Origin of the sequence: Streptomyces sp. NPDC005017 (genome assembly GCF_042873115.1) — a bacterium.
GTDB lineage: Bacteria > Actinomycetota > Actinomycetes > Streptomycetales > Streptomycetaceae > Streptomyces.
The window spans coordinates 25,049-49,809 of record NZ_JBIALD010000034.1 but is presented as its reverse complement, the minus strand read 5'-3'; the positions used below and the strand labels follow the sequence as shown (position 1 = coordinate 49,809).

The window sequence follows — 24,761 nt, the reverse complement described above, 5'->3', positions numbered from 1 at the left end:
GCTGTGGTCGCGGGTTTGCTCAGTCGTCGGTCGTCGTGCGGGCGGCCACCATCAGCTGGCCGAGCGCGAGGCCGCCGTCGCCCGGCGGCACCAGGCGGTGCCGCAGGACCGTGAAGCCGTCCTCGCGCAGGGCGGCCGAACAGGCGCAGGACAGAACGGTGTTGGCGAAAACGCCGCCGGTCAGGGTCACGGTGTCCAGCCCGTGCCGCTCCCGCGCCAGCCGGCACATCCGGTGCACCAGCGCGGCCACCCCACGGTGGAAGCGGGCGGCGATCACATCCGCTCCGGCGCCCGCGCGCAGGTCGGCGACGACCGCCGCCATCAGGGGCGCCGGGTCGGCCCGCAGCGGCTCGTCCTCCCGGACGTCGAAGGGGTACGCGGTGGTGTCCGCGTCCGGTGCGCGCAGTGCGGCCGCCTCCAGTTCGACGGCGGCCTGTGCCTCGTAGTCCGCCAGGTGGCACACCCCGGCGAGCGAGGACACGGCGTCGAAGAGGCGGCCCATGCTGGAGGTGGGGACGCAGTTCACCTCCCGCTCCAACTGCCTTTCCAGGAGCCGCAGTTCGTCGGGCGGGCAGGCCCTCGTGCAGGCGAGGTCGGCGGACCAGGGCAGACCTGCCGCGCGCAGATGGGCCAGGGCGATCCGGTACGGCCTGCGCACCGCGCTGTCGCCGCCGGGCAGGGGGACGTAGGCGAGATGCCCGAACCGCCGGAAGCCGTCGTAGTCCGCGAGCAGGAACTCCCCGCCCCACACGGCCCCGTCGTCGCCGTACCCGGTGCCGTCGAAGGCGACACCGATCACCGGCCGGGTGCCGTCGAGTCCGTGCTCGGCCATCGCGGAGGCGATGTGGGCGTGGTGGTGCTGGACGCGTGCGACGGTCCGCCCGGCCGCGTTGCGCTCTGCCCACCGCGCGGAGCGATACCCGGGATGCCGGTCGGCGACCAGGCTTGCCGGCCGTACGCCGGTGATGAACTCCAGTTGCTCCACGGCGCCTTCGAAGGCCTGCTGGGTCTCGACGCCGTCCATGTCGCCGATGTGCGCCGACAGCCAGGCCATGCGCCCGTCCCCCAGGCAGAAGGTGTTCTTCAGATCGCCGCCGACGGCGAGGGCGGGGCGTACGGGCAGCGGGAGCGCCACGGGCAGCGGGGCGTAGCCGCGCGAGCGGCGGAGCACCAGGGGCTGTCCGTCGCAGACCCGGACCACGGAGTCGTCGCACGGGACATGGATCGGCCGGTCGTGCGTAAGCCAGGCGTCGGCCAGGTGCGCCAGGCGCTCCAGGGCCTCGGCGTCGTCGGTGACGATCGGCTCGCCGGAGAGGTTTCCGCTGGTCATGACGAGCAGCCGGGGGCCGCCCGGGTCCCCGGGCAGACCGAGCAGCAGGTGGTGCACCGGGGTGTACGGCAGCATCATGCCGAGATCGGGGCTGCCGGGCGCGACGGCCCCGGCGGGGATCACCGACCCGGCCGGGCAGGGAGGTCCGGTGCGGCGCCTGAGCAGGACGACGGGGCGGGCCGCGCCTTCGAGCAGGGCACGCTCCTCCGGGCCCAGCCGGACGAGGTGGCCGACCTCAGCGGCGCTCCTGGCCATCACGGCGAACGGTTTGTCGCCCCGGGCCTTGCGCCGCCGCAGGAGGGTGACGGCGGCCTCGTCCGTGGCGTCGCAGGCGAGGTGGTAGCCGCCGAGTCCCTTCACGGCGAGGACCGCGCCGCGTGCGAGCAGGGCACGAGCCTCGGTGATCACGTCGGCCCCGTGCTGCTCGCCGTCGGCGGTGACCAGCCTGAGCCGGGGCCCGCAGGCCGGGCAGGCCACCGGCTGGGCGTGGAAGCGCCGGTCGGCCGGGTCGCCGTACTCGCGGGCGCAGTCGGGGCACATCGGGAAGCGGGCCATCGTGGTGCTGGCCCGGTCGTAGGGCACCCCGGTCACGATCGTGAAGCGCGGCCCGCAGTGCGTGCAGTTGACGAACGGGTGACGATGGCGCCGGTCGGCCGGGTCGGCCAGCTCGGCGAGACAGTCGGCGCAGGTGGCCGTGTCGGGCGAGACCAGGGTGCGGGCCGGGCCACCGGCGCGGGAGGCGAGGATGGTGAAGGCTCCTTCGCCGGTGGCGGGCATCTCCTGGTGCCGGACCGACTCCACCCGGGCGAGCGGCGGTGCCTGGAGCGCGATCCGGTCGCAGAAGCGGGCCACGGCCTCGGCGCTGCCCTCGACCTCGGCGACGACGCCCTCGGGTGTGTTGGTGACATGCCCGGTCAGGGCGAGTTCGGTGGCCAGTCCGTAGACGTACGGCCGGAAGCCCACGCCCTGCACCACACCTCGTACGACGACCCGGCGGCGGTGCGGCTGGTCCTGCGGGCCGGCGGCCGGCCGGGCCGGTGCGCTCACGGGCGGGCCGGGGCGGGGGCGAGCGCGTCGGCCGCGCCGGGGTGCGTATGGGTGTGCGGGTGACCGTGCTGCGGGCTTCGGGCCATGACCGGCGTGTGCGGGGGGCCGTCCTGTGCGGCGGCGAGCGCCCGGTCGAGCAGTACGCCGCCGCCCCGGCCCCGGCGCGCCGAGGTGAGGACGATCTCCACACCCGGGTTGACCTGCTCCACGTTCGCGCGGAAGGCGTCCTCGTCGAACTCGACGGCCTCGGCGATGTCGGTCTTCGTCACCACCACCAGATGGGCCAGGCCGAACGCGGTGGGGTACTTGAGGGGCTTGTCCTCGCCCTCCGTCACGGAGGCGAGGACGACACGGAGGGTCTCGCCGAGGTCGTAGGAGGCGGGGCAGACCAGGTTGCCGACGTTCTCCACGAACAGCAGCCGGGTGCCGAGGGGCAGCCAGCCGTCCAGGTGCCCGGCGAGCATGGCCGCCTCCAGATGGCACAGTCCGTCGGTGAGCACCTGTTTGACCGGGACGCCGGAACGGGCGAGCCGCGCCGCGTCGTTCTCGGTGGCGAGGTCGGCGGTGAGCGCCGCGACCGGCACGGCCCGCTCCCGGGCCAGCACCAACTCGCGTTCCAGCAGGGCGGTCTTGCCGCTGCCGGGACTGGAGAGCAGGTTGACGACCGTGGTGCCCCGGTCGGCGAGGTGGGAGCGCAGGAGTCCGGCGCTGGCGTCGTTCTTGGCGAGCACGGCCTGTTGCAGGTCGAGGACACGGCACATGGTTCAGCACTCCTCGGGGATCGGTTCGCGGGCGGCCGCGGGCGCGGGGTCGCCCCTCTCCCACCGCACGTCGGTGATCTGGAGCTCCCGGCCCGCGAGCAGTTCGACGGCCGACCCGTCGCAGCCCGGGCAGTTCAGCCGGGGCGGCATGCCGACGGCCCACTCGCGCGCGCAGGGCGTGCAGCGGGCCAGGCCGGGCACCTCCTCGGTGACCAGTTCGGCGCCCTCCAGCAGGGTTCCGGCGCAGGCGAGTTCGAAGCAGAAGGTGAGGGAGTCGGGCACCACACCGGCGAGTTCGCCCACCTTCAGCCGTACCGATCGCACGGCGGTGACTTCGGGGTGCTGTGCGGCGGCCGTCTCCACCTGGTCGATCACGGCCAGCGCGATGGACATCTCGTGCATAGGGTCTCGTCCTCCCAGGGCCGGGCCTCATTCAAGGCGAGGGCCCCTGGCTCGACGGCCCGGCACGCCGTGTCCGCGGCGGCGGGTACGCCGTTCGCCGCAAGGGCGGCGGCGTACCGGGCGGCGCGTCACATGCGCTGGATGCGGAGGTAGCGCCGGACGTCGGGAGCGATCTGCGAGACGACGGCGGCGACGGCGGCCAGGGCGGCACCGGCGGCGATGATCTTCTTCATGGGTTGTCTCCTTCTGTGGAGGTGTCGGCGGCGGGGACGCGCGCCAGGCCGGCAGGGTCGTCCCGGAGCAGTTCCCCGACGAGCCGGGCGGCCTCGGGGACGGCGTCGGAGACCGGCCGGCTCAGGCCGATGCCCTCCTCGACCGTGGCCGGTTCGCATCCGACGATCAGGACGCGCCGGGGGCGCTGTCCTCCGGTACCGGCGCAGAGCGTGTCCAGCAGTGCCAGCACCGCGTCCGGGGTCATGCGGTGACCATCGATCGCGGGGGCGGTGTCGCCGCCGTCCGGGCCGTCGTACTCGATGACGTAGAGGGTGCCGGGGGTCCCGCCGCGCTCGGTGGCGTCGAGCAGGACGAGGGTGTCGTAGCCGTCCAGCAGCTGGTAGGCGAGGTGCACCCCGCGCACGCCGACGTCGACCACCTCGACGTGGTCCGGCAGGTCGCGGGCGGCGAGGAGACGGGCGGTCTCCACTCCGAAGCCGTCGTCGCCGAGGAAGATGTTGCCGATGCCGGCGACGAGGGTTCTGGGACGGTTCATGCGTCGCCCTCCAGCGGAACGAGTTCGTCGGGCTGGAAGTACAGGTAGCGGCCCTGCTCCCGGCGGATGTCGGCACCGGGGTCGCCGTCGACGGTGACCGCGAGGTGCACCGTGCCGTCGACGTCGTGCAGCACCGCCTCCACGGTGGCGGTGCGGCCCTGGAGGAACAGGTCCTGGGCGTCCGTGTGCCGCAGGCCCGGCCGCAGTTCGACGCGGCTGCCCGCCCCGAGGGACCGGCCGCCGACGACGACCCGGTCCCGCGCCGGGTCGAACCCGGCGTCGCTCGCCGGGTCCCACCAGGGCGTGTCGGGGCGCTGGACGCCGTGCTCGTCGGGGAACCCGTCCGAGGTCTCGCCGGTGATCTCCCGCAGACCGCGCACCGCGCCGTGCAGGCGTTCCAGTACCTCCGCGGGCATGGAGTCCGCGAGGTCGATGACCGCGGCCGCGCGGGCGTCCGTGCCGCGGGCCTCGCGTTTCTCCTCGTCGGTGAGGGCGGCGGTGCGCAGCGCGAGGATCTCGTCGATCTCGGTGGCGTCGTAGAGCGCGCCGGGGCTCTCCGGGGCGATGGCGGGGTGGTCCTCCAGGATGATCGGCGAGGAGAGCACCAGGTCGCCGCGTCCGGGATCGCCCGCGAGGACGGGCCAGGTGTGCAGGTTGCGGCAGGCGGCGACCGCGCCCCTCGCCCACTCGGGCGGGTCGGTCATCGACAGGAACGAACCGGCGCTGAGGGCCATGAGGAGGTGGGTGGCGACCAGGGAGTGCGGCAGGGCGGCCTCCCGGCCGTCGCCCCGCTCCCCGCTCGGGGTCCAGTCGCTGGTGTTCTCGACGACCGCGGTCAGCCGCACCGTGCGGTAGGGGCCGTCGAGTTCGCGTGCGGACAGTGTGAGTCTGCCGCTGACCGCCTCGCACCGGCGCAGCAGCCGGCCGACGGTGTGCCCGGCGGCGTCCAGGACCGGTTCGGTGTCCTCCCGCGCGGGGAGCGTGAAGGGGCGGGTGACGCCGTCGCCGGGCAGTGCGGTCACGGGGACGACGACCTCGACGCGTTCCTCGGTGCCCTCGTCCCAGGGCATCAGCACCCGGTCGTCCAGGCGGAGTTCGGGAACGGTGGCGAAACCGCCGTCGGGGAGGGCCTGTTGGACGGTGCGCCGGCGGGCGCGCAGGAAGCGGACCTCGACGGAGAGGGTCGCGCCCGGCTTCGGTTCCATCAGGCACTCGGTGTGCTGGAAGTCGTGTTCGTCGTGCTCGGCGCCCCAGGCGGGCGGTACCAGCACCCCGAACTGCCAGCGCAGCCGGTTCTTCGCGGCCGAGGCGCGGTAGGGGTAGAGGACATAGCCCTCGAAGAGGACGGCGTCGGCCACCTGCCGGGCGAGGGCGAGGCGTTCCTCGGTCTCGGGTGCGAAGGCGGGCGCGGTCACGGTTGGGTCCTTCCGGTGGTGCCGGTGAGGGCGCGCAGTGGGTCGTTCGCGGGTACACCGGCGGCGGCGCCGTCGTCGAGGAGGGCCCGCAGGGTGGCGTCCCAGGAGGGCAGCGCGTGCCGGGAGCGGTAGGCGAGGAGGGCGTCCATGGTGGCGCGGGGCAGCCGGATCCAGCCGCAGCCGGGGAAGTGCTGCTCGACCATCTCGCGCCAGGTCGCGACGGGCATCCGGCAGGTCGCCTCGCGGTCCCAGGGGACGGGTTCCACCCGGAAGCCGCCGGTGCCGGTGAACGCCGTGCCGGAGAACAGCATCAGCAGCGGGACCTCGCCGTCGGTGAGGGCCTCCAGGTAGCGGGTCGCGGCGACGTCCAGGTCGTAGGTGCAGGGGACGACGAGGTCGGCCTCGGTCTCCCCGGTGAACGCGGTCACCATCAGGGGGACTTGGGCGAACTGCACCGGCTGGAGCGTGCTGCCCCAGCGGGAGCGCTCACCGAACAGGTCGGTGAGTCCGTCGGCCTCGTCGGCGGCGTAGCCGCGGCGGGCGGGTTCGATGCGCAACTGGCAGCGCAGCGCGAGGGCGTGCACGGGGGTGTCGCCGGAGGCGGTGACGCGCAGCCGGAAGACGAGGGTGGGTCCGGCCGCGTACCGGTCGGCGCGGACGCCGGTGCAGGAGAAGGAGAACTCGGTCATGCCCGCTCCGCCTCCTTCAGGGGCCGTGCCCGGCGCCGGACCTCGGTGAAACAGGCGTCCAGCGCGGCACGCGCCTCCGCTCCGCCGTCGAAGCCCTGCCACAACAGGCGCATCCGGCCGACGAGTTCGTAGCAGACGTCGATGGGGACGAGGTGGCACTCGCAGCTGTCGCCGGTCCGGCGCAGCAGGAGTGCCTCCACGTCGGGTTCGAGGAGCGCGGCGAGCCGGGTGCCCCCGAGGACCTCGTCGAAGGCGGCGGGTTCGAGTTCGCTCTCGGTGGCGCCCGCGGGGCTCGGGTAGAGCGCGACGAGCCGGTCGAGGGCGGCGTTGCGGAAGAAGAAGGCCACGCCGACGGGGATCTGCAGGGTCTCCCAGGCCCGGGGGCCGAGGCGGTGGCCGGGGTCGGTGAGGTAGCGGGCCGGGACCGCGCGGAAGCGGCCCGCGGCGGAGCCCGGCTGTTCCATGAGCACCGCGCAGGGGGCGCAGGCGCAGACGAGGGCGCGCTGTTCGGTGTCGACCAGGTGGCGGTGGTCCTCGGGCACCTCGGTGGCGCAGAGTTCGCACAGCTCGGGGCGTGGCGGGCGTTCGGTGACGAATCTGCGCAGGCCTGCGGCGGGCGCGCTCATCGGGCCACCGTGGGCGCCACGCCGATCTGGAGGAGAGTGGGCCCGGCGGGCGCGGTCTCGACGTCGACGACCGTGACCTCCGGGGCGAAGCAGGCGAGGGCCGCCTCGGCGGCCTCCCGGGCACCGTCCGCGTCGGAGCCGCAGCCACAGCCGCCGCCGCTCGCGGGCGCCCGCAGCCTCAGCCGGCCGGTGTCCTGGTCGAACCCCAGCACCTCCAGGTCCTGGCCGCGCAGGCTGTCCAGGGCGCGGCGGATACGGGTGTCGCGGTCCTCGGGGTGCAGATCGTGCAGGACCAGAAGGCTCGCGACGAGTTCGTCGCCGAGGAGCCGTGCGGCCGGGTCGCCGGGGCTCGCGGCCAGCAGCTGGAGGATGCGGGCGAGGCCGGAGCCGTAGAAGTCCATCAGGGACCGGACGAGTTCCTCGGCGGCGGTGACGCCGGCCGGGTCGCCGTCGGCGCTGAGCCGGTCGAGGATCTCCTCGACGCGGCGGCCGGTCTCCTGCGCGGTCACGGCCCGCGGTGCCGTCGGCGCGCTCATCCGCCCAGTCCGCTCAGGCCGGTGGGCACGTGCAGGGTCTTCACGGTCTTCCCGCCGCCGACGTACATGTGGACTCCGCAGGGCAGACAGGGGTCGAAGCTGCGGACGGCGCGCATGATGTCGATGCCCTTGAAGTTCTCCGGGGAGTTCTCCTCGAAGATCGGGGTGTTCTGCACCGCGTCCTCGTACGGTCCGGGGGTGCCGTAGCTGTCGCGGACGCTGGCGTTCCACGGAGTGGGCGGGTACGGGTGGTAGTTGGCGATCTTCCCGTCGCGGATCACCATGTGGTGGGAGAGGACGCCGCGGACGGCCTCGGTGAAGCCGCAGCCGATGCTCTCGTCCGGGACCTCGAACTTCTCCCAGGTCTGGGTGCGTCCGGCGCGGACCTCCTCGAGACCCTTCTCCGCGCAGTGCAGGGCGACGGCGGCGGCGTACGCCTGGAAGTAGGTGCGCGCGCGGTTGCGTTCCAGCGCGTTGGACCACTGCGGGATCTTCCACTCGAAGGTGGTCTCCGGCTTGGTCATCGTGCGGGGCAGGTTGATGACCACGCTGTGGCCGGTGGCCTTGACGTAGCCGATGTCGACGAGTCCCGACAGGGCGGTGGACCACAGCCGGGCGATGGGGCCGCCGCCGGTGTCCAGGGCGAGGTGCTCCTTGCCGTCGAACCAGCGCGGGGACATCACCCAGCTGTACTTGTCGTCGAAGTTCCGCTTCTGCGGGGCGGGGATGGTGTGCTGGTTCCACGGGTGGCGCGGGTCGACGGGGTTGCCGAGCGGGTCGTGGGTGACGAACTGCTCCTGGCCCTCCCAGTCCTCGTAGTAGGAGCTGCCCAGCAGGATGCGGATGCCGAGGTTGATCTGGGTGAGGTCGTTCGTCACCAGTTTGCCGTCGACGACGACACCGGGCGTGACGAACATGCGCCGGCCCCAGTCGGTCATGTTGGCGTAGGTGAAGTCGCAGTACTCGGGGTCGTTGAGCGCTCCCCAGCAGCCGAGCATCACGCGGCGGCGGCCGACCTCCTCGTAGCCGGGCAGGGCCTCGTAGAAGAAGTCGAACAGGTCGTCGTGCAGGGGGACGACCCGCTTCATGAACTCCACGTACCGCATCAGGCGGCTCATGTAGTCGGTGAACAGCTGCACGGAGGCGATCGTGCCGACACCGCCCGGGTAGAGCGTGGAGGGGTGCACATGGCGCCCCTCCATCAGGCAGAACATCTCCCGTGTGTAGCGGCTGACCTGGAGCGCCTCGCGGTAGAACTCGCCCTCCAGCGGGTTCAGCGAGCGCATGATGTCGGCGATCGTGCGGTAGCCGTGCTCGGCGGCGTGCGGGGCCTCGGTGCGCTCGGCGAGTTCGAGGACCCCGGGGTTGGTCTCCTTGACCATCTTCTCGCAGTAGTCGACCCCGACCAGGTTCTCCTGGAAGATGTTGTGGTCGAACATGTACTCCGCGGACTCGCCGAGGTTGAGGATCCACTCACCGAGGTGCGGGGGCTTCACGCCGTACGCCATGTTCTGCGCGTACACCGAGCAGGTGGCGTGGTTGTCGCCGCAGATGCCGCAGATGCGGCTGGTGATGAAGTGGGCGTCGCGAGGGTCCTTGCCGCGCATGAAGACGCTGTAGCCACGGAAGACCGACGAGGTGCTGTAGCACTCGGCGACCTTCTTCTGCTTGAAGTCGATCTTCGTGTGGATGCCCAGGCTGCCGACGATCCGGGTGATCGGATCCCAGGACATCTCCACCAGACCGGTACCGTCTCCGGCCGCCTTCGTCGTTGCCATGGTCGTTGCCGTGCCCTTCGTTGCGCGGGGGGTGCGGGTGTGTGTGGGGGGTGCACGAAGCAGAGCGGGTCACTCGTGGCCGGCCGCGTGGGGCACGCGGCCGTCAGCCGTGGGAGGTCGTCACCAGGGCGGCCGGTAGCCGGTGGTGATCTTCTCCCCGGTACGGCGCCACTTGGGCTCCTTGTCCACCGTCCGTGCCGTGATGGTCCGCAGCCTGCGGATCACGGAGCCGTAGACGGAGCTGCCCGTGCTGGACAGCTTGGCGCCGGGGGGCTCGTCCATGAACGGCATGAACTTGTCGGGGAAGCCGGGCATGGTGCAGGCGATGCAGATGCCGCCGACGTTGGGGCAGCCGCCGATGCCGTTCATCCAGCCGCGCTTGGGCACGTTGCACTTCACCACCGGGCCCCAGCAGCCGATCTTCACCAGGCACTTCGGCGAGTCGTACGTCTCCGCGAACTGGCCCTGCTCGTAGTAGCCGGCCCGGTCGCAGCCCTCGTGCACCGTGGCCCCGAACAGCCAGGCCGGGCGCAGCTTGTCGTCCAGCGGGATCATCGGGGCGGCGCCGGTCGCCTGGTAGAGCAGGTAGGTGAGGGTCTCGGCGAAGTTGTCGGGCTGGATCGGGCAGCCGGGCACACAGACGATCGGGATGCCCGCCTTGGACTTCCAGTCCCAGCCGAGGTAGTCGGGGACGCCCATCGCGCCGGTCGGGTTGCCGGCCATCGCGTGGATGCCGCCGTACGTGGCGCAGGTGCCGATGGCCACGACGGCCAGGGCCTTGGGGGCGAGGCGGTCGATCCACTCGCTGGTGGTGATGGGCTGGCCGGTCTCGGGGTTGTCGCCGAAGCCGCACCAGTAGCCCTCGGGCTTGATCGCCTCGTTGGGGATGGACCCCTCGACGACGAGTACGAACGGGTCGATCTCGCCCCGTTCGCCCTTGAAGAACCACTCGATGAACGTGTCCGCGCCGCCGACCGGACCGCACTCGAAGTCGATGAGCGGCCAGTGCACCTGGATCCTCGGCAGTCCGGGCAGCACGCCGAGGACGATCTCCTCGATGCTGGGCTGCATGGCCGCCGTCAGCGCGACCGAGTCGCCGTCGCAGCTCAGGCCCGCGTTGATCCAGAGGACGTGGATCGTGGGCGTCTCGTCGGCGGGCGCGCCGGTGGTGTCCGTTGCGGATGCCGTGCCCTGCGTCGCCTCAGTCATGGGACCGCCTCCTGGGGAGGTAAGGGATGAAGGCCTTCTTTTCGGGCCTTCGCCTCTCTTCGTATCAGCCGTTCGGCCGCTCTGGGACATCGGAGAGCGCCGTTCCGGTGACGGGGGTCACACAGGGGACGGAGCCGTTCGGCGCAACCGGAGGACCCGCCCGGTGTCCGGGAGGGCCCGTGAGATGCGCGGGGGTGGCCCGGGGCCGTTCCTTGCGGACGAACGCCCGGCGCAGCGCGTGGTACGGCGCGGCGGGGTCCTCGAAGGTGCGTCGCATCCGGTCCAGCTCCCGCTCGCGGAACACCGCCAGCGGGGTGGCCGACTCCTGCCGGTCGAGTGCCGCCTTCTTCGCGAGGACGCGGGCCGCCGTGGCCGGGTGGGAGGCGAGCCGCGCCGCCAGGGCGACGGCCTCCCGCGCGAAGTCGCCGGGGCCGCAGTCGAGCACCCGGTCCGCGAGACCGAGGTCCAGGGCACCGGCCGCGCTCACGGGCAGCGCCTCCCGCATCAGCCGTTCGGCCGCGGCGGCACCGACCCTGCGGGGCAGGGTGTACGTCCAGTACTCGGAGCCGTACAGCCCCATCAGGCGGTAGTGCGGGTTCAGCACGGCCCCTGCGCGGCACCACACCTCGTCGGCCGCCAGGGCGAGCATCACCCCGCCCGCCGCCGCGTTGCCCCCGACGGCGGCGACCACCAGCCGGTCCGTGGTGGTCAGGACCGCTTCGACGAGGTCGTCGATGGCGTTGATGTTCGCCCAGGACTCGGCGGCGGGATCGGCGGCGGCCTCGATGACGCCGAGGTGGATGCCGTTGGAGAAGAAGTCCCGCTCGCCGCCCAGCACCAGGACGGAGGTGGGGCGGGAGCGGGCCGCGCGGTAGGCGGCCAGGAGCCGCCGGCACTGCCCGGTGCTCATCGCCCCGCCCGGGAAGGCGAAGGACAGGAAGCCCGCGTCGCCCTCCTCGCGGTAGCGGATGTCGCTCCAGGTGCCGTCGCGTCCGTCGGGCAGCGGCGGCGGGGCGAGGTCGGGCAGGGGCGGGAGCCGATCGCCGAGGGCCCGCGCGGCAGGCAGTTTGAAGGTGGGCGGCCCGCCGGGCAGGCGTCGCGGGCGCAGTTCGGGGATCCATACGGCACCGTCGGTGGTGGCGCGGCACACCGCCCCCGTCCGGGTGGCCAGCAGCTCGCCCGGACGGCCGCGCAGCGCCCGCTCGGGATGACCGCCGTGCAGGTACCACTCGCCGCCGAGCAGTTCGTCCAGCACACCCGGCTGCGAGTCGGCCGCGCGCAGTTTGCGGACGACCGTCTCGGTGGAGTCCGCGTCCCAGTCGATGCGCCGGACGCTCTGGTCGAGATACGGCCTGACCCGCGGGGCCGCGCCCGCCAGACCCTCGTGGTCCTGCCGGAGCGGGACATGAGTGCCGCCCGCGAAGCGCTCCACGGCGAACAGGACGGCGGCCAGCGCGGCGTCGGCGACCTCACCGCGGTACAGGTCGCTCTTGGCCACGGGCGGGACCGGGCACGCCACCGAGGCCCACACGTCGCCCGCGTCCATCTCGGCGTCGGCCTGGAGAACCGTCACCCCCCAGTGCCCGGCGCCCTCGTGGATCGCCCAGTCCAGGGAGGACGGGCCGCGGTCGCCCACCGGCCCCGGATGCACCACGAGGCAGGTGTACGCCGACCACACCTCCTCGGGGATCACCGTCTTCAGCATCGGCGCGACCACGAGCTCGGGGTCGTGCCGCCGCACGGTGTCCGTCAGTGAGCCGTCGGGAAGGGCGAGTTCCACGGCCACCCTGTGGCCGCGGTCACGCAGTTCGGCGTGGACACGCTGAGTGAGGCTGTTGAACGCGCTGGCCACGAGCAGGATGCGCACGGCTGCCTCCGGGCTGGTGGACGGCGGCCGGGCTTCGACCGCCGACCGCGATCCTGGGGCAGAACGGCCGTTCGCGCCCGGAACCGGACGGCAGGGTCATCCGAAAGCGGGGTCGGATCCGCCGACCGGCCTCACGGAGCGCCCGTGATGCGCTTCCATAGGGAGCGAGTGGCGCCGAAACCGGTCTCGTGCGTCCAGACATGCGTGCACCCGCTGCACTGGAGGTGCAGCAGACTGCCCGTGTTGGAGAGCAGATAACGCCAGTGCTGCGAGCAGCTGCGCCGCTGGGCGCAGTCCCCGCAGCCCTGGTGGTCGTCGCAGTTCGGGCAGGCGACCCAGGCCCGGCGGCCGATGTCCGCCTGCGGGTCAAGGGGCAGCATGGCCGCCTCCTCGGCGGGGCAGCACTCCGGCCTCGACGAGTTCGTCGTACACACGCCGCTGGTCCGCGTCGAGCCCGGAGTACAGCAGGGCGTACGCCTCTTCCTCACCGCGCAGCGCGGCGCCCGGGTCCCAGTCGGGGCCGAGGGCTTCCAGGACGTGCGCGCGCCGGTGCATCTCGTGGGCCGTGAGGTCTACGGCGAACTCGAAGGCAGCGGGGTCATGGGAGGACATGCCGTCGAAATTAGGTAACCCTTTCTCGCCGGGGCAAGAGCGGGTGGGAGAAGTCACAGCGGGGTGCCGGGCGGGCGTGGGGCGTCGTGACCGTCAGGCGCCCGGCGGGCGAGGAGCGTCGCGGGCCTCAGGCGCCCGGGTGGGCATGGGGCGCCGTGACCGTCAGGCGCCCGGGTGGGCGAAGGGCGCCGGGCGGGCGAAGGGCGCCGGGCGCCGGGCGGCCGAGGAGCGGCGCGTGCCTCAGGCGCCGGGCGGGCGAAGGCCGGAAATGACCAGGTCGACGGCCTGTCCGGCCCAGCCGTGGTGACCACCGCGGCCGCCCAGGTAGTCGGCGTAGAAGGGGCCGAGCAGGGCGGAGACGGCCGCCTCCAGGTCGGCGTCCGCGCGGATCTCGCCACGGTCCCGGGCGCCTTCGAGGATCTCCCGCAGCAGGGCCCGGCGGGGCAGGACCGTGCGTTCGCGCAGCAGGGCGAGCAGGTCGGGGGTGTGGGCCTCCTCGGCCAGGCAGGTGCCGATCAGGGCCATGCCGCGCACCCGGCGGACCGTCTCGGCGAAGTCCTCCAGGACGGCCACCAGGTCGGTGCGGGTGTCGCCGCTCGCGGGCGGGGCGTGCACCATGCGCATGGCCTCGAGGGCGGCGGTGACCAGGTCCGCCTTGGTCTTCCAGCGCAGATGGATGGTCGACTTGCTGACCTGCGCGGCCGCGGCCACCTGGCTCAGGCTCATCCGGGTGTATCCGTGGGAGGCCAGGAGTTCGAGCGCGGCCTGGAGGATCGCCGCGTCCTTCTCCGCGGAACGGGGGCGTCCCGCGCTCCTGGCGGTGTTCGTCTCGCGCATTGCTGAAGGATAGAGCGATGCCGCACCGAGCGGTTCGGTACGGGTTCACGGTCCGGTACGGGCTCGCCGGTCCGGTACGGGCTCGCCGGTACGGCCGCGCGCCGGGCGGCCGGGTACGGCGTCGGCGGCCCGGCCGGTCGCACCCGAGCGGGTCGATACCGGTCCGGCGGACCTCGCCGGTCGCGCCCCCGCCCGGTGCCGGCTCAGGCGTCCGTGCGGGCGCCCTGGACGTGGAAGTTGAACTGGTCGTGGCCGAGCGCGCCGTAGAGGCGCAGCCAGACCGGCAGCAGCATCTCGGTGCCGCGTGCGGTGCTGATGTCGCCGAGGTCGATGATGTCGGCCTCGGGCCAGCCGAACTCGGCCAGCAGTTCGGTGACGTGCTTCTTGGCGCCCGCGTCGTCGCCGGAGACGAAGACGTTGTGCGGGCCGGCCACCCGGGACGGCTCCACCATGATCGCGGCGTTCATGGTGTTGAGCGTCTTGACGACCTTCGTCCCGGGGAAGGCGCGCTGGATCTGTTCGCCGAGGCTGTCGGTGTTCACCGGGTCGAGCGACGGCGGAAAGCCCTGGGAGAAGTCCAGCGGGTTGGCGAGGTCCAGCAGGACCTTGCCCGCCAGGTTGTCGCTGCCCGCGGCTTCGAGCGCCCGGAGCGAGCCGGTGCCGGAGGTGGTGTTGAGCACCGCCTCGCCGAAGGCCGCCGCCTGCGCGAAGTCCAGCAGCCGCACCCGCTCGTGCTCGGCCAGCCACTGGGCGAAGGGCGGGTTGCCGAAGGCGTCGGAGTCGGTCCGGGCGAGGGTGGCCCCGGTGTCCCGGGTGCCGACGACCACCTCGTGCCCCAGCGAGTCGAGCTTGGCGGCGAGGGTCCGGCCGACGCTTCCGGTGCCGAGTACTGCGTAACGCATGGGAGTCCCTTCCGGAGAGTGGGGCGCCCGCGCGGGTCCGGGCGGGACGCCTTCACTTCGATAAAACTAAACCGAGTGGTTCGGTATTTCAAGAAGGCCGCGCGAGTCCGCCGGAACGGCGGGCCGGGTCGGCGGCCCCCGGCCCGGCGGTGGGTGCACTCCCCCGTCGCGGGATGTTCACGCTCCCGCGACCCGACGCCCCCTTGCCTGATTGTCATGGCATCGTCATGCTTTTGGCTGCGGACGGATCTACCCGCATAGACCTACTCCCCGGCTCCATCTGACAGGGCGACACCGACCACTCTCCCCCTGGAGGACCGATCCCCGTGAGACCTCGTTTCCCCCGCCGTCGCGGGCTCGGCGCCGTCGCGGCCTGTGTCGTCGCGCTGAGCGTCGGCCAGACCCTCACCGCGCTGCCGGCCACGGCCGCCCCCACGCCCGCCCCCACGCCCGCCTCCGCCGTCGACGCGGCTCAGGACCGTGCCGCCCGGGCCGTCGCGGGCTCGCTCGCCGACACCGCCTGGCGCGCCCGCGTCCGTACGGTGGCGCTCAACTCCCCCGAGGTGGACATCGCTTCGCTCGCCGGACAGGCGCGCGGCACGCTGAAGTCGACCCTGGCCGACGCCGACCGGCGGATCGCCGCCGCCAAGGGCCTCGGCCCCAAGGCCGGTTCGCTGCTGCGGCTGCGCCTCGGGGACGACTCGATGCGCGCGGCCCTGGCCTCCGGGACCGTCCCGTGGGTGGCCGCGGCGACCACCGACGACGACCCCGCCGTCACCGCCTACGACAGCCGCGGCCGGGCCCACGCGATCGACGCGCGCAGGCCGCCCTCCCACCCCGTGTACGTCGTGGACATCGACGCCTCCAAGGCCCTGGCCGCCGGCCTCGACGTCCTGAACGAGGAACTCGGCCGCCACGGCCTCGCGTCCGCCGACCGGACTTCCCTGCGCACCCCGGACGCGGCCGCGGCCGCAGGCTTCTGGACCACCCGCGTCACCTCGGTCAGGCTGTCGAACGACGAGGAGCCCTGGATCAAGGGCGACGCCGAGATCTACACCCTCGTCACCGGCTTCGGCCTGGACGGCAAGGTCCGTGTCGACCCGGTCGACATGCCGTACCTCGACAACGACGGGACGGTCTACCGGCCGAACCAGATCCTCGTCAACTGGTCGAACTACAAGTACAACCTCGCCGACGCCGTGATGATGGAGGAGGACGGCAGCACCAACTACCGCGACCTCGCCAAGGCCATAGCCAACGCCCTGCTCACCATCGCCGACCAGGGCGCCTACGTCCCTCTCGTCAACGCCGTCCTGGACGCCATCCCCGACGACTGGTGGACGGACGACCCCGACTACGTCGACTCCTGGTACACCCTGGCCCGGGCCGACAACGGCACCCGCAACGGCGCCCGGGGCAACGGCTGGATGACCGTGGAGCCGTACTTCGTGTCGGCGTTCTGACACCGCCGTAGGCGCGTCGCGTCATGACGGCCGGCGGGCTCCCGGGTCCGCCGGCCCTCTCGGGTCTCCGCTCCGCACGGCACGCGGCGGGCCCGAGGGGGTGGGCCCGCCGCCGGATCGTGCGGGTCGGAAGTACCGGGGTGTGCCGGTTCAGGAGCGGCCCGGTCTCACATGCCGTACTCCCGGATGACCCGCCTGACCTGCGCGAACAGCATGCCCACGTTCACCGTCTTGCGGCACACCACCACCGCGACCACGTCCTGCTGATCGCTCATCCGTACGAACAGGTGCGTGAGGTTCTCGCTGTTGACCAGGATCTCCTGGAAGAAGTGGTTGTCGCTGCTGATCCCACGGCGCTCCTTGAAGACGTCCTCGATCATCACGACCGTACGGCCCTGGAAGAGGTCGAGGGTCGCGCCGGCGAGCAGGTCGAGCACCTCGGGCGGGTGGTTGTCGACGGTCTCGTAGGACAGCAGCATGCCGGTCGACATGTCGACTACACCGGACGCGACGCAGTCGGGCGCGTCCGCGCGCAGTGACTTGACCAGACCCAGGATCTGGTCCGAGAACCCGGCGCCCATACGCTTGGTGGCCATCGGTCACACTCCCTCGGGGGCTTTGGCGGTCAGAATGTCGCCGATCCGGTCGAGGGTCGGCTGCGAGGCCCGGTGCAACCGGTCCACGTCCATGCCCTCGTCACCGAGGACGATCATCAGCGCGGTGTCGCCGACCGCGTACACCGCGGCGCAGCCGTGGCTGCCGTAGGTCACCGTCTGGCGCAGGGTGCCGCGGGCGCTCGCCTGAGTGGTGCGGCGCGCGAGTCCGAGCCCGGCCGCGGCGAGGGCGGCGAGGCCCTCCGGGTCGATGGTGTCGGCGGTGTCGGCCGCGATCAACAGCCCGTCTGCGGCGGCGACGGCGGTGTCGGTGATGCCGGTCACCCGTTCGCGCAGCCCGCGCATCTCCAGCGCGAGTGCTTCGTGGTTCATGTACTCAACTCTCCATTTGCTGATCGCGGTGCTCCGGCTGTTTCGGCACGCGGCGATCCGCGGTCCACAGGCGGAGGAACCCTTTCCAACTCGCCCCGTTCTGCTGCGGGGTGAGAGCTTCGGTGATGCCGCTGGCGCCGGGGGTGCGGCGGGGCAGGCTGACGGCTGCGGGCTCGGGCGGCGCGGACGGGGGTGGCGGGGGTGGCTGGGGGTGCCGTACGGCGGTGTCCTCGGCGGCGGGCGGAGGCGGGGCCTGAAGCGGGATCGCGAGCGGGAGCGGGGTGAGGGCCGGGAGCGGGGTGAGGCCTGGCAGCGGCGTCGGGGCTGTGTTCAGGTGTGGGGCCGGGGCCGTGTTCACGTCCGGGATCGGGGCCGTGTTCAGGTCCCGGTTCAGGTCCGGGAGGGGTGCCGTCCGTGGGCGCAGGTGGTGTACGGGCCGGTCGGCGGCCGGCAGCCGGAGCGGGACCGGGGAGTCCCCGTCGGCGCACTCCAGCAAGCCCTCGCCGAGCATGCGGGCCGTCTCGACGGTGACGGTGTAGACCCCCCGGCCGGTACGGAAGGCGAGGTCACGGGTGGTACGACGGCCGTCGGCGTGCAGCAGCAGCTCCTGCTGGAGGGAGCTGAGGCGGCGGCCCGGCGGGACGGCGCCGGGGAGGGGGCGTTCGCGGTCGGGGCGTACGGGGCACGGCAGGGCGTCGAGGGCGGTGACCTTGCGGGCGGCCTCCTGGAGCAGCCGGGCGGGAGGCTCGCCCCCGGTGACCGTGGCGGGCGGCGGACCGGCGGCCGGGGCGCGTTCGCAGCCGTCGACCCAGCCGGCGCTGATCGCGAACGCGGCGTCCTGCAAGGCCATCACGCAGAGCACGCGCAGCTCGGCGGCTCCGGCGCAGCCCCGGGCGATCAGCCCGGCGGCCGGCCAGCGGGAGCCGCCCGCCTCGCGGACCAGTTCGGCCCACTGCTCGCCGTCGACCCGTCCGGTGCGCAGCAGCAGGGCCTCGGGGCCGGGTGCCCCGGGGCTCTCCGCCGCGACGACGAGCCCGTCGCGCAGATGGAAGGTGCCGCCGGGCGTTCCGGCGACCCGCAGTTCCCCGGTGAAGCCCTCGGTCCCGCAGGAGCCGAGTGCCTGCGTGAGCAGGTCGTGGCCGACCCTGCCGAGGGAATCCCGAACGCCCGCCATCGCTCCCCTTGGCATGTCGCACAAACGCCTGATGCGTCGCACTCAGGGGGGTAGGTGTATCAGCGGTTCGGCATATTCCGGAGCGCTCTGTCCCCAGCTGCCTGTTCCTGGCGGAAGTTGCCACGTCGCGTCGGTCAACTTCGTTTGTTCTACGGTCATTTGAACGAACGATGTCGGGACGGGAGCGCCGACTGGGCCGGTCGTGACCGGGCGGGGCAACGGCTGTGCGCGGCCCGCGCGTTCCACCAGGACCCAGCCCGCCAGGACCGTCGCCGCGGCCGCCGGAGCGGTGACCTGGACCGCGACGAGGGTGGCCGTGTGGCCTTCCAGGAGGCCGCCGAAGCCGGTTATCGACAGGCCCAGGACGCCGAGGAGCGCGAGGGTGATGCCGAGCGCGGCCAGGGGGCCTCCGCTGTCGGCGGTCGGTCCGAGGGGCGTGGGCCGCTCGAAGCGGCGGAAGGCCGACACCGGCAGCGCGGTGAGGGCGGCCGCGGCGGCGAGCCGCACCGGGGTCTGCGCCCGCCAGGCGGGGCCGGCGGGCTCGGGCAGCCGTACGCCGAGCGCGAGGAGGGCCCCGTACACGCCGAGCATCGCCGTGAGACGAAGAAGAAGACCGGCATGACCTGGAGGGCCCAGGTGAGGATCTGGAGGCCGGGCACGACGACGAGGAGACGCGGGCGCTCGCGGGTCTCGACCGCGGCCCGCGCACGGGCCCTCACCCCGACGAACTCAACTGACGGACACCGCCCTCCCGGTCGTGCCGGACCGGCGTGACCGAGCCGCCGGCGCTCCCCGTCGTTCCCCGGCGGCCCGCCCCGGCCGTGCGGGGTGACCGGCGGTCGGACGGACCGTACGACCGGGTCACCCCTGTCCACGCCGCCCGACCGGTCACCCCGGGACTGAGAGGTCAGCGGCGCCGCCTCCAGAACGAGCCGGTGCCGATCTCGCGGGGTTCGATCGACCAGGCGGCGGGCGCGGTGACGACCAGCAGGCGAGGGCCCGCGGTCAGCGGAGCCGAGCCGCGGCCCTTGTCCCACCGGCTGAAGACGTCGTCGCGCTTGCCGTTGGGCCGTACGGCCTCGATCTCGAAGAAGCCGTCGCCGTCCTCGTCGCCCCGGGTCCGGATCGCCAGATCGACCGCGTCTCCCGTGTGCGCGACGACGTCGGGGCCGTGGCCCTCGATCCGGCCCTCGCTCAGCGTGCGGAGCGTGGAGACGGGGCGCACGGAGAGCGTCCAGTCGTCCTGGGTGAGGACGTGGAGACGCAGCGGCCCGTGGCCGTCGTGGTCCACCAGCGCGCGGGCGCGCAGATTCTCGATCCAGCTGAAGAGGACTTCCTTGTCCTTCTGGTTGCGGTGGTCCAGCGTGACGATCTCCGTGGCGCCGTCCCCCTCCTTCACCAGCTCGACCACCACGTACCCGGCCGTGATCGGCACGTCGACCCGGACGACCTCGTCGCCGCTGCCGCTCTGCTCGAAGTGCGGGAAGTCGGGGCCGAATTCGGCGGGGAGTCCGTTGCGCGGGACTGCGGCACCGGCGGCCGTGGCGGGCGGGACCGGAGCGGGATACGGCGACTGCGCGGCCCCGTCGGGCAGCGGCGCGAGCACCGGGGCGGGCTGCGCGGCCGGGTACGGCGTTCCCGCTGCCCCGTCGGGAAGGGGCGCGAGCACCGGCGCCGGGAGCGGAGCCGGCACCGGCGCGGTCCGCGGAGCGGCGGACGCGGGCGGCTGCGGTGCCGGATACGGCGGCTGCACGGCCGCGTCGGGAACGGGTACGGGCGGTGTCACCGTGTCCGGCAGCGGTGGCGCCGGAGGCAGATGACCGGGCACCGTGGGCGCCGGGCCCGGCGCCGCCGCCGGTTCCTCCGCCACGGTGAAGCCGAAGTCCCCCGCCAGTCCGGGCAGTCCGGACGCGTAACCCTGTCCGACCGCGCGGAACTTCCAGCCTCCGTTGCGCCGGTAGAACTCGCCCAGCAGGATCGCCGTCTCGGTCGTCGCGTCCTCGACCTCGTACAGCGCCAGTTGGGCGCCGGTGGTGGCGCTCACGGCCTGCATGTACAGGTCCGAGACGTCCGCGAAGGTCCCGCCCTCGCACGACGCCGCCACCACGATCCGCTCCACGGACGCCTCGACGCCGCCGGGATCGATCTCCAGCCAGTCGGCGACGACACCGCCCTCGCCCTGCGCGTTGCCCAGCAGCTTCACGCCACTCCCCTGGTGCACGGGCTGGTTGTAGAACACCAGGTCGTGCTGTCCCCGAACTCTGCCACTCGCGTCGACCAGCAGCGCGGCCGCGTCGACCTCCAACTGCCCCGGCCCCCCGGAGCGTCGGACGACGGCGACGCGCATCGGCTCGCCGCTGAGTGGAAGGTTCCCCCCTTTGATGATCTGCATGGAGGCATCCTGACATCCGCGTCCGGTCATCGACAGGGGCGTTCGCGAGGATGACGCCTGAGATGATCGTCGTCCGTGTCCGCCCGGCGAGAGGGAGCCCGCGCATGGCCGTCATCCACCACACCGCTCTGGAGCCGTCGAAGCTGGAGCTGCTCGAGGCCTGGCTGCCCACCCGTTCCTGGTACCGGGGCGGCGCGCGGCCGCAGTTGGCGAAGGCCGGGGGCTTTCGGCTGGACGATCCCGAGGGCGAGGTGGGGATCGAGTTCATGGTGGTCACCGACGCGTCGGGACCGGAGCCGGCCGCCCTGCTGGTGCCGCTCACCTATCGCGGCGCACCGCTGGAGGGGTCCGAGCAGGCCCTGGTCGGCACCATGGAGCACGGCGTGCTGGGGCGGCGATGGGCCTACGACGCCTGCCAGGACCCCGTGGCGGTCGCCCAGTTGACCGCGCTGATCGAGGGACGGACACAGGCCCAGGACCAGAACGTCACCGACGCCCCCGACCGGGAGGTCACCGGCTCCTGCACGGGCGAGGGGCACCTCCCCGCGGAGTTCACCGCCGTGGACGACGGGGAAGGCACCGCCCTGGTCGCGCCGGACGGTGGCACGCTCCGCGTCCAGAGGATCCTGCGACCCGTCGGGGACGGCCCTGTTCTCCCGCCGAAGGGCGCGATCGGGCACGTCGCGGGCTCGTGGCAGTCACCCGACGGAGGCCGGGCCCGGGGGCTGTTCGCCGTGCTGCACGGCGCCTGACGCTGCCGCCGGGCGCTGCCGCCGGGGCCGGGTCGAGGGCGGCCCGGTCGGGCCGCCCTCGTGCTCCCCCCGGTCCGGCGGGGTTCAGCAGCCGCCGCAGTTGTAGTAGGTGACGTCCCAGTGGTTGCCCTCGTCGGCGTAGATGTTGCCGGAGCCGGAGCGCCATTGCGGGGCGCCGTCGCCGCGCACGCCGATGTAGGTGAAGGTGTTCTTGATGTAGTTGCCGACGCAGGTGTACTTGGCGTAGTCGAGCTTGTAGCCGTTCCAGTGCGAGTACGTCCCGGAGGCGTGGCCGGTCTCGGTGCCGCCGGTGATGTTCAGGGCACAGCCGCTGGCACGCTTGAGGGTCTGCGCGCCCTGGGCGGTGGCCAGGTTGAGCTGCTCGAAGGACGTACAGGTGGCGACGTTGCGGTTGGAGCAGTTGCCCGACGACGACCAGGTGATGCCGACCTGGCTGAACATCGAGGTCGCGGTGGCGTGCGAGATCTTGGTGACGGCGAAGGCCTCGCCCGCCGTGCCGACAACGGCGGCAGCCGGGGCGATGACGAGGGCGAGGGCGGTCAGGACCGAGCGGAGCTTCGGGGCCTTGATGGCCTTCATATGGGGACCTTCCTGCGGTGGGCCATGCTTCCGGTAGGGCGGCTGTGCAGGCGGTGCACGATGATGGTGCCGGGGTCTACGCGCGTTGGCCAGAGGACAAAACGGAAACCTGGATTCCCGATGCACACGGGTGTCCCGGCCACCGCGGTGCGGGGCCGGGACACCGGTTCCTTGCCCGGACGAGTCGGCCGCCCCTCCCGCCGCCGAAGAAGCCGCTGTCGTCGCCGGGATCACCGACGGCCTCCGTCTCCTCGGGCGGGACCTCGGGGCGACGGCCTCCTCGGCGGGCTCGACGATCACGGAAGGATCGTCCGTCGGGACGAGCACGTCCGTGGCCGTCACCACGAGAGTCACCACCGAGTCCGGTGGGGCCGGTTCACCGGGCTGCGGGCTCTGGCCGACGACCGTGCCGGGCTCGGCCCCTCGGACACCTCCTCGGTCGCCTCGACCACCAGGCGCCGACTTTCCGGGAGTTGGCGCGCCTCGTCGGCCGGCACGCCGGTGGGGTCGGGGAGCACGGCGGAATCCGTGGTCTCCCCGGGCGACAACCCACCGCTCGGCACGTCGGTCTCCGCAGCCGGCACGACCTCGCCCTCGGTGCCGCCCAGTTCCTGAGGCGGCCAAGTCGGCTCCGTGGAAAGCCCTTCGACCCTCGGGTAACGGCCAGGGGCCTGTCCGGCGGATCGGCCGGACAGGCCCCTGACACTGGGAGGGCTCAGCGCTTGAGCGTGAAGGTGAAGTCACCGGAGAGCCTGGCGTTCAGCCGGACCGCCGAGACGAGCCGGCCCTCCGCCATCAGCCTCTCCACCTCGGCCCGCGGCAGACCGAACCCGTCCGCGATCAGCCGCACCGGCCGGACGGGAATCGGCGCCGCGAAGCGGACCGAGACGTCGACGACCTCGCGGTCCAGGTGATCCGTTCCGCCGGTGTCGAGACGCCAGGCGCCGTCCCAGTCGAGGGCGACGCGATTGCGCCGCAGCACGACCGGGTCCTGGAGCAACCCGGCGGTCAGACCGAGGTCGTTGTCGTGCAGCCGGTCCAGCAGACCGGGGCGTACGGAACGCACGTTGGTCCGCTCCAGGACCGTCAGCTTCGCGGTTTCCCCGCACCCGGCGCAGAGCACGAGGAGCCAGACGTCGATGAGCTTGTGGTGTGCGTTGACGCGGAACCGCCCGCTTGCCCGGAAACGCCCGGAGGCGCAGGTGTGGCAACGACGGCGGACGAGAGGAAGGCAGGTGGGAACGACCACCCAGGTGTTGAGCACAGAAGTACACCGGTTTCAGTGAGAAATCCGCAGCAGGAAGCAGCGCGGCGCGGCAGCGCGACGCGCGACAGATCAGCTCTCGGGGGGTCTCACACGGTGTACAACGGCACGTCCTCACCTGGACAACCTGGGTCGGCAGTACGGTAGTGGCGCGCGGTGGTGCGGTTCCACCGGTTTTCGCGCGCCCCACCGCCCGACGTCCGCCGCCGGGGCCCCGACCGGCCGGTCGGGCGACGACCGGAGTTTGACGACAGACAGGACCTACCTCGTCGAGTCCGGCTTCCAGTCCTGGACGAGGAGGCCGAGGAGGACCTCGTCCAGGAACTGGCCCAGCACCCAGGCCGAGGAGCGCAGCACGCCCTCGCGGACGAAGCCGTTGCGCTCGGCGGAGCGCAGCATCGCGGTGTTGTCCTCCAGCGTCTCGATCTGGAGCCGGTGCAGACCGCGCACGACGAAGCCGTAGTGGCACAGCACCGAGACCACGTCGGTGCCGTAGCCCTTGCCCCGGGCGGACGGCAGGAGACCGAGCCCGATGTGCGCGGCCCGGTTGTGGTTGTCGATGCCCCACAGCGTCGCGGTGCCGATCAGCGTGCCGCCGTCCAGCTCGATCACGGAGAAGGGGACATGCCCCTGCTCCGTGTCGTCCACGACGAGCCGCCGGTCCTTCGCGCCGGGCGTGATCGGCCGCCATGGGCCGGCCTCGGCCCGCGAGGCGTTGACCACGTCGTCGTAGAGCTCGGCCCGCAGGACCGGGATGTCGTCGTCGTGCCGGGCCCGCAGCCCGACCTTGCTGCCTCTAAGCATGCGAGTTTCCTATCCGACCCGGCCGAACGGCCACAAGCCGATAAGGGCTCACTCCGGCCCAGGGCGGTCCGGCGAGGGCGCTGCTCCTGTCCACCGCCCGCCGGGGCTTCGCCGAGTAGGGTCAGGTACGAGGATGCCGAGCGGGGAGTGGAGAACCGTGCGCATCACCGTGCTCACCGTGCCCGGGTGTCCCCACACGGCGCTGGTCCGCGAGCGGCTCGCCGACGCGCTGGCCGGGCGTACGGCCCGGGTGGAGCTGGTGGAGGTCGACGACGAGCGGGAGGCCGCGCGCCTCGGGATGAGCGGGTCGCCGACGGTGCTGATCGACGGGGTGGACCCGTTCGCGGTGCCCGGCGCTCCGGCCGCCGTCTCGTGCCGGCTGTACCGGACCCCGGACGGTCGGGCGGAGGGGGCGCCGGGCGCCGAGGACCTGCGCCGGGCCGTGGAGTCGGCTTGGGCGCGGGAGACGGCCGGCTGAAACCGGGGGCCGTGTCAGTCGGCGTGGGCGGGTCCGTGGTCCGGGACGGCCGGCGGAGGCGGCTGTTC

The 24,761-nt window shown here is 72.9% G+C and carries 26 protein-coding genes and 1 pseudogene; 3 read left to right on the top strand and 24 right to left on the bottom strand.

What is annotated here, in order from left to right:
* Nucleotides 1-19: 19 nt before the first annotated feature.
* The 16 genes from hypF to ACFYR0_RS34175 form a co-directional block, all read right to left on the bottom strand.
* Nucleotides 20-2,377 (bottom strand): carbamoyltransferase HypF, encoded by a 2,358-nt coding sequence (hypF, locus tag ACFYR0_RS34250; protein WP_389337053.1) that lies wholly within the window; start codon nt 2,375-2,377, stop codon nt 20-22.
* On the bottom strand, nt 2,374-3,138 hold the full coding sequence (gene hypB / locus ACFYR0_RS34245) for a hydrogenase nickel incorporation protein HypB (RefSeq protein WP_389337050.1): 765 nt from the start codon (nt 3,136-3,138) through the stop codon (nt 2,374-2,376). The genes hypF and hypB overlap by 4 nt, the downstream gene beginning before the upstream one ends.
* A 3-nt stretch (nt 3,139-3,141) precedes the next feature.
* On the bottom strand, nt 3,142-3,540 hold the full coding sequence (gene hypA / locus ACFYR0_RS34240) for a hydrogenase maturation nickel metallochaperone HypA (protein ID WP_389337047.1): 399 nt from the start codon (nt 3,538-3,540) through the stop codon (nt 3,142-3,144).
* A 128-nt stretch (nt 3,541-3,668) separates the two neighbouring features.
* Nucleotides 3,669-3,773 carry a DUF6893 family small protein gene (locus tag ACFYR0_RS34235; protein ID WP_389337044.1) on the bottom strand — a complete coding sequence of 35 codons (105 nt, stop codon included), beginning with the start codon at nt 3,771-3,773 and terminating at the stop codon, nt 3,669-3,671.
* On the bottom strand, nt 3,770-4,309 hold the full coding sequence (locus ACFYR0_RS34230) for a hydrogenase maturation protease (RefSeq protein WP_389337041.1): 540 nt from the start codon (nt 4,307-4,309) through the stop codon (nt 3,770-3,772). Before ACFYR0_RS34230 ends, ACFYR0_RS34235 begins: the two co-directional genes overlap by 4 nt.
* Complete coding sequence (locus ACFYR0_RS34225; RefSeq protein WP_389337038.1) at nt 4,306-5,724, bottom strand: hypothetical protein; 1,419 nt, start codon at nt 5,722-5,724, stop codon at nt 4,306-4,308. Before ACFYR0_RS34225 ends, ACFYR0_RS34230 begins: the two co-directional genes overlap by 4 nt.
* Nucleotides 5,721-6,413 (bottom strand): DUF6084 family protein, encoded by a 693-nt coding sequence (locus tag ACFYR0_RS34220; RefSeq protein WP_389337035.1) that lies wholly within the window; start codon nt 6,411-6,413, stop codon nt 5,721-5,723. The genes ACFYR0_RS34225 and ACFYR0_RS34220 overlap by 4 nt, the downstream gene beginning before the upstream one ends.
* Entirely contained in the window at nt 6,410-7,039 is a 630-nt protein-coding gene (locus ACFYR0_RS34215; protein ID WP_389337032.1) for a DUF5947 family protein, read from the bottom strand. Before ACFYR0_RS34215 ends, ACFYR0_RS34220 begins: the two co-directional genes overlap by 4 nt.
* Nucleotides 7,036-7,575, bottom strand: coding sequence for a hypothetical protein (locus tag ACFYR0_RS34210; protein ID WP_389337029.1), 540 nt, complete (start codon nt 7,573-7,575; stop codon nt 7,036-7,038). The genes ACFYR0_RS34215 and ACFYR0_RS34210 overlap by 4 nt, the downstream gene beginning before the upstream one ends.
* A complete protein-coding gene (locus tag ACFYR0_RS34205) occupies nt 7,572-9,353 on the bottom strand; it encodes a nickel-dependent hydrogenase large subunit (RefSeq protein WP_389337026.1) in 1,782 nt (593 codons plus the stop codon). The genes ACFYR0_RS34210 and ACFYR0_RS34205 overlap by 4 nt, the downstream gene beginning before the upstream one ends.
* A 120-nt stretch (nt 9,354-9,473) precedes the next feature.
* Nucleotides 9,474-10,562 carry a hydrogenase expression protein HypE gene (locus ACFYR0_RS34200; RefSeq protein WP_389337023.1) on the bottom strand — a complete coding sequence of 363 codons (1,089 nt, stop codon included), beginning with the start codon at nt 10,560-10,562 and terminating at the stop codon, nt 9,474-9,476.
* A 64-nt stretch (nt 10,563-10,626) separates the two neighbouring features.
* Nucleotides 10,627-12,429 carry a hydrogenase maturation protein gene (locus ACFYR0_RS34195; RefSeq protein WP_389337020.1) on the bottom strand — a complete coding sequence of 601 codons (1,803 nt, stop codon included), beginning with the start codon at nt 12,427-12,429 and terminating at the stop codon, nt 10,627-10,629.
* 131 nt (nt 12,430-12,560) lie between these two features.
* Nucleotides 12,561-12,809, bottom strand: a complete 249-nt coding sequence (locus tag ACFYR0_RS34190; protein ID WP_389337017.1) for a hypothetical protein — start codon at nt 12,807-12,809, stop codon at nt 12,561-12,563.
* Nucleotides 12,796-13,041: a DUF6400 family protein gene (locus ACFYR0_RS34185; protein ID WP_389337014.1), complete on the bottom strand. Its 246-nt coding sequence runs from the start codon at nt 13,039-13,041 to the stop codon at nt 12,796-12,798. The genes ACFYR0_RS34190 and ACFYR0_RS34185 overlap by 14 nt, the downstream gene beginning before the upstream one ends.
* Nucleotides 13,042-13,281: 240 nt before the next feature.
* Nucleotides 13,282-13,878 (bottom strand): TetR/AcrR family transcriptional regulator, encoded by a 597-nt coding sequence (locus tag ACFYR0_RS34180; RefSeq protein WP_389337011.1) that lies wholly within the window; start codon nt 13,876-13,878, stop codon nt 13,282-13,284.
* A gap of 203 nt (nt 13,879-14,081) precedes the next feature.
* Nucleotides 14,082-14,780, bottom strand: a complete 699-nt coding sequence (locus ACFYR0_RS34175; protein ID WP_389337008.1) for an NADPH-dependent F420 reductase — start codon at nt 14,778-14,780, stop codon at nt 14,082-14,084.
* A 326-nt stretch (nt 14,781-15,106) separates the two neighbouring features.
* Between ACFYR0_RS34175 and ACFYR0_RS34170 the strand changes: the two genes are divergently transcribed.
* Entirely contained in the window at nt 15,107-16,243 is a 1,137-nt protein-coding gene (locus ACFYR0_RS34170) for a DUF3103 family protein (protein ID WP_389337005.1), read from the top strand.
* 167 nt (nt 16,244-16,410) lie between these two features.
* On the opposite strand, the gene ACFYR0_RS34165 is transcribed toward ACFYR0_RS34170, so the two are convergent.
* The 5 genes and pseudogenes from ACFYR0_RS34165 to ACFYR0_RS34145 form a co-directional block, all read right to left on the bottom strand.
* Nucleotides 16,411-16,839: a hypothetical protein gene (locus tag ACFYR0_RS34165; RefSeq protein ID WP_389337002.1), complete on the bottom strand. Its 429-nt coding sequence runs from the start codon at nt 16,837-16,839 to the stop codon at nt 16,411-16,413.
* 3 nt (nt 16,840-16,842) lie between these two features.
* Nucleotides 16,843-17,229: a roadblock/LC7 domain-containing protein gene (locus tag ACFYR0_RS34160; protein ID WP_389336999.1), complete on the bottom strand. Its 387-nt coding sequence runs from the start codon at nt 17,227-17,229 to the stop codon at nt 16,843-16,845.
* Nucleotides 17,230-17,233: 4 nt separating this feature from the next.
* A complete protein-coding gene (locus ACFYR0_RS34155; protein WP_389336996.1) occupies nt 17,234-18,403 on the bottom strand; it encodes a MarR family transcriptional regulator in 1,170 nt (389 codons plus the stop codon).
* Nucleotides 18,404-18,445: 42 nt separating this feature from the next.
* Nucleotides 18,446-19,012: pseudogene (locus ACFYR0_RS34150) on the bottom strand (hypothetical protein); the annotation flags it as partial.
* A gap of 298 nt (nt 19,013-19,310) precedes the next feature.
* Nucleotides 19,311-20,795, bottom strand: coding sequence for a TerD family protein (locus ACFYR0_RS34145; RefSeq protein WP_389336993.1), 1,485 nt, complete (start codon nt 20,793-20,795; stop codon nt 19,311-19,313).
* Between the two features lie 104 nt (nt 20,796-20,899).
* Here ACFYR0_RS34145 and ACFYR0_RS34140 point away from each other — a divergent pair, with 104 nt between their 5' ends.
* Entirely contained in the window at nt 20,900-21,547 is a 648-nt protein-coding gene (locus ACFYR0_RS34140; protein ID WP_389336990.1) for a 1,4-alpha-glucan branching protein, read from the top strand.
* An 84-nt stretch (nt 21,548-21,631) separates the two neighbouring features.
* Here ACFYR0_RS34140 and ACFYR0_RS34135 read toward each other — a convergent pair whose 3' ends face one another.
* From ACFYR0_RS34135 to ACFYR0_RS34125, 3 genes are all read right to left on the bottom strand, one after another.
* Nucleotides 21,632-22,147 carry a hypothetical protein gene (locus ACFYR0_RS34135; RefSeq protein ID WP_389336987.1) on the bottom strand — a complete coding sequence of 172 codons (516 nt, stop codon included), beginning with the start codon at nt 22,145-22,147 and terminating at the stop codon, nt 21,632-21,634.
* A 715-nt stretch (nt 22,148-22,862) separates the two neighbouring features.
* The gene (locus ACFYR0_RS34130; RefSeq protein WP_389336984.1) at nt 22,863-23,411 is read right to left on the bottom strand and encodes a DUF1062 domain-containing protein; all 549 of its coding nucleotides are present in this window, start codon (nt 23,409-23,411) and stop codon (nt 22,863-22,865) included.
* Nucleotides 23,412-23,672: 261 nt separating this feature from the next.
* On the bottom strand, nt 23,673-24,215 hold the full coding sequence (locus ACFYR0_RS34125) for a GNAT family N-acetyltransferase (RefSeq protein WP_389336980.1): 543 nt from the start codon (nt 24,213-24,215) through the stop codon (nt 23,673-23,675).
* 157 nt (nt 24,216-24,372) lie between these two features.
* Here ACFYR0_RS34125 and ACFYR0_RS34120 point away from each other — a divergent pair, with 157 nt between their 5' ends.
* A complete protein-coding gene (locus ACFYR0_RS34120; RefSeq protein ID WP_389336977.1) occupies nt 24,373-24,693 on the top strand; it encodes a hypothetical protein in 321 nt (106 codons plus the stop codon).
* Nucleotides 24,694-24,761 lie beyond the last annotated feature (68 nt).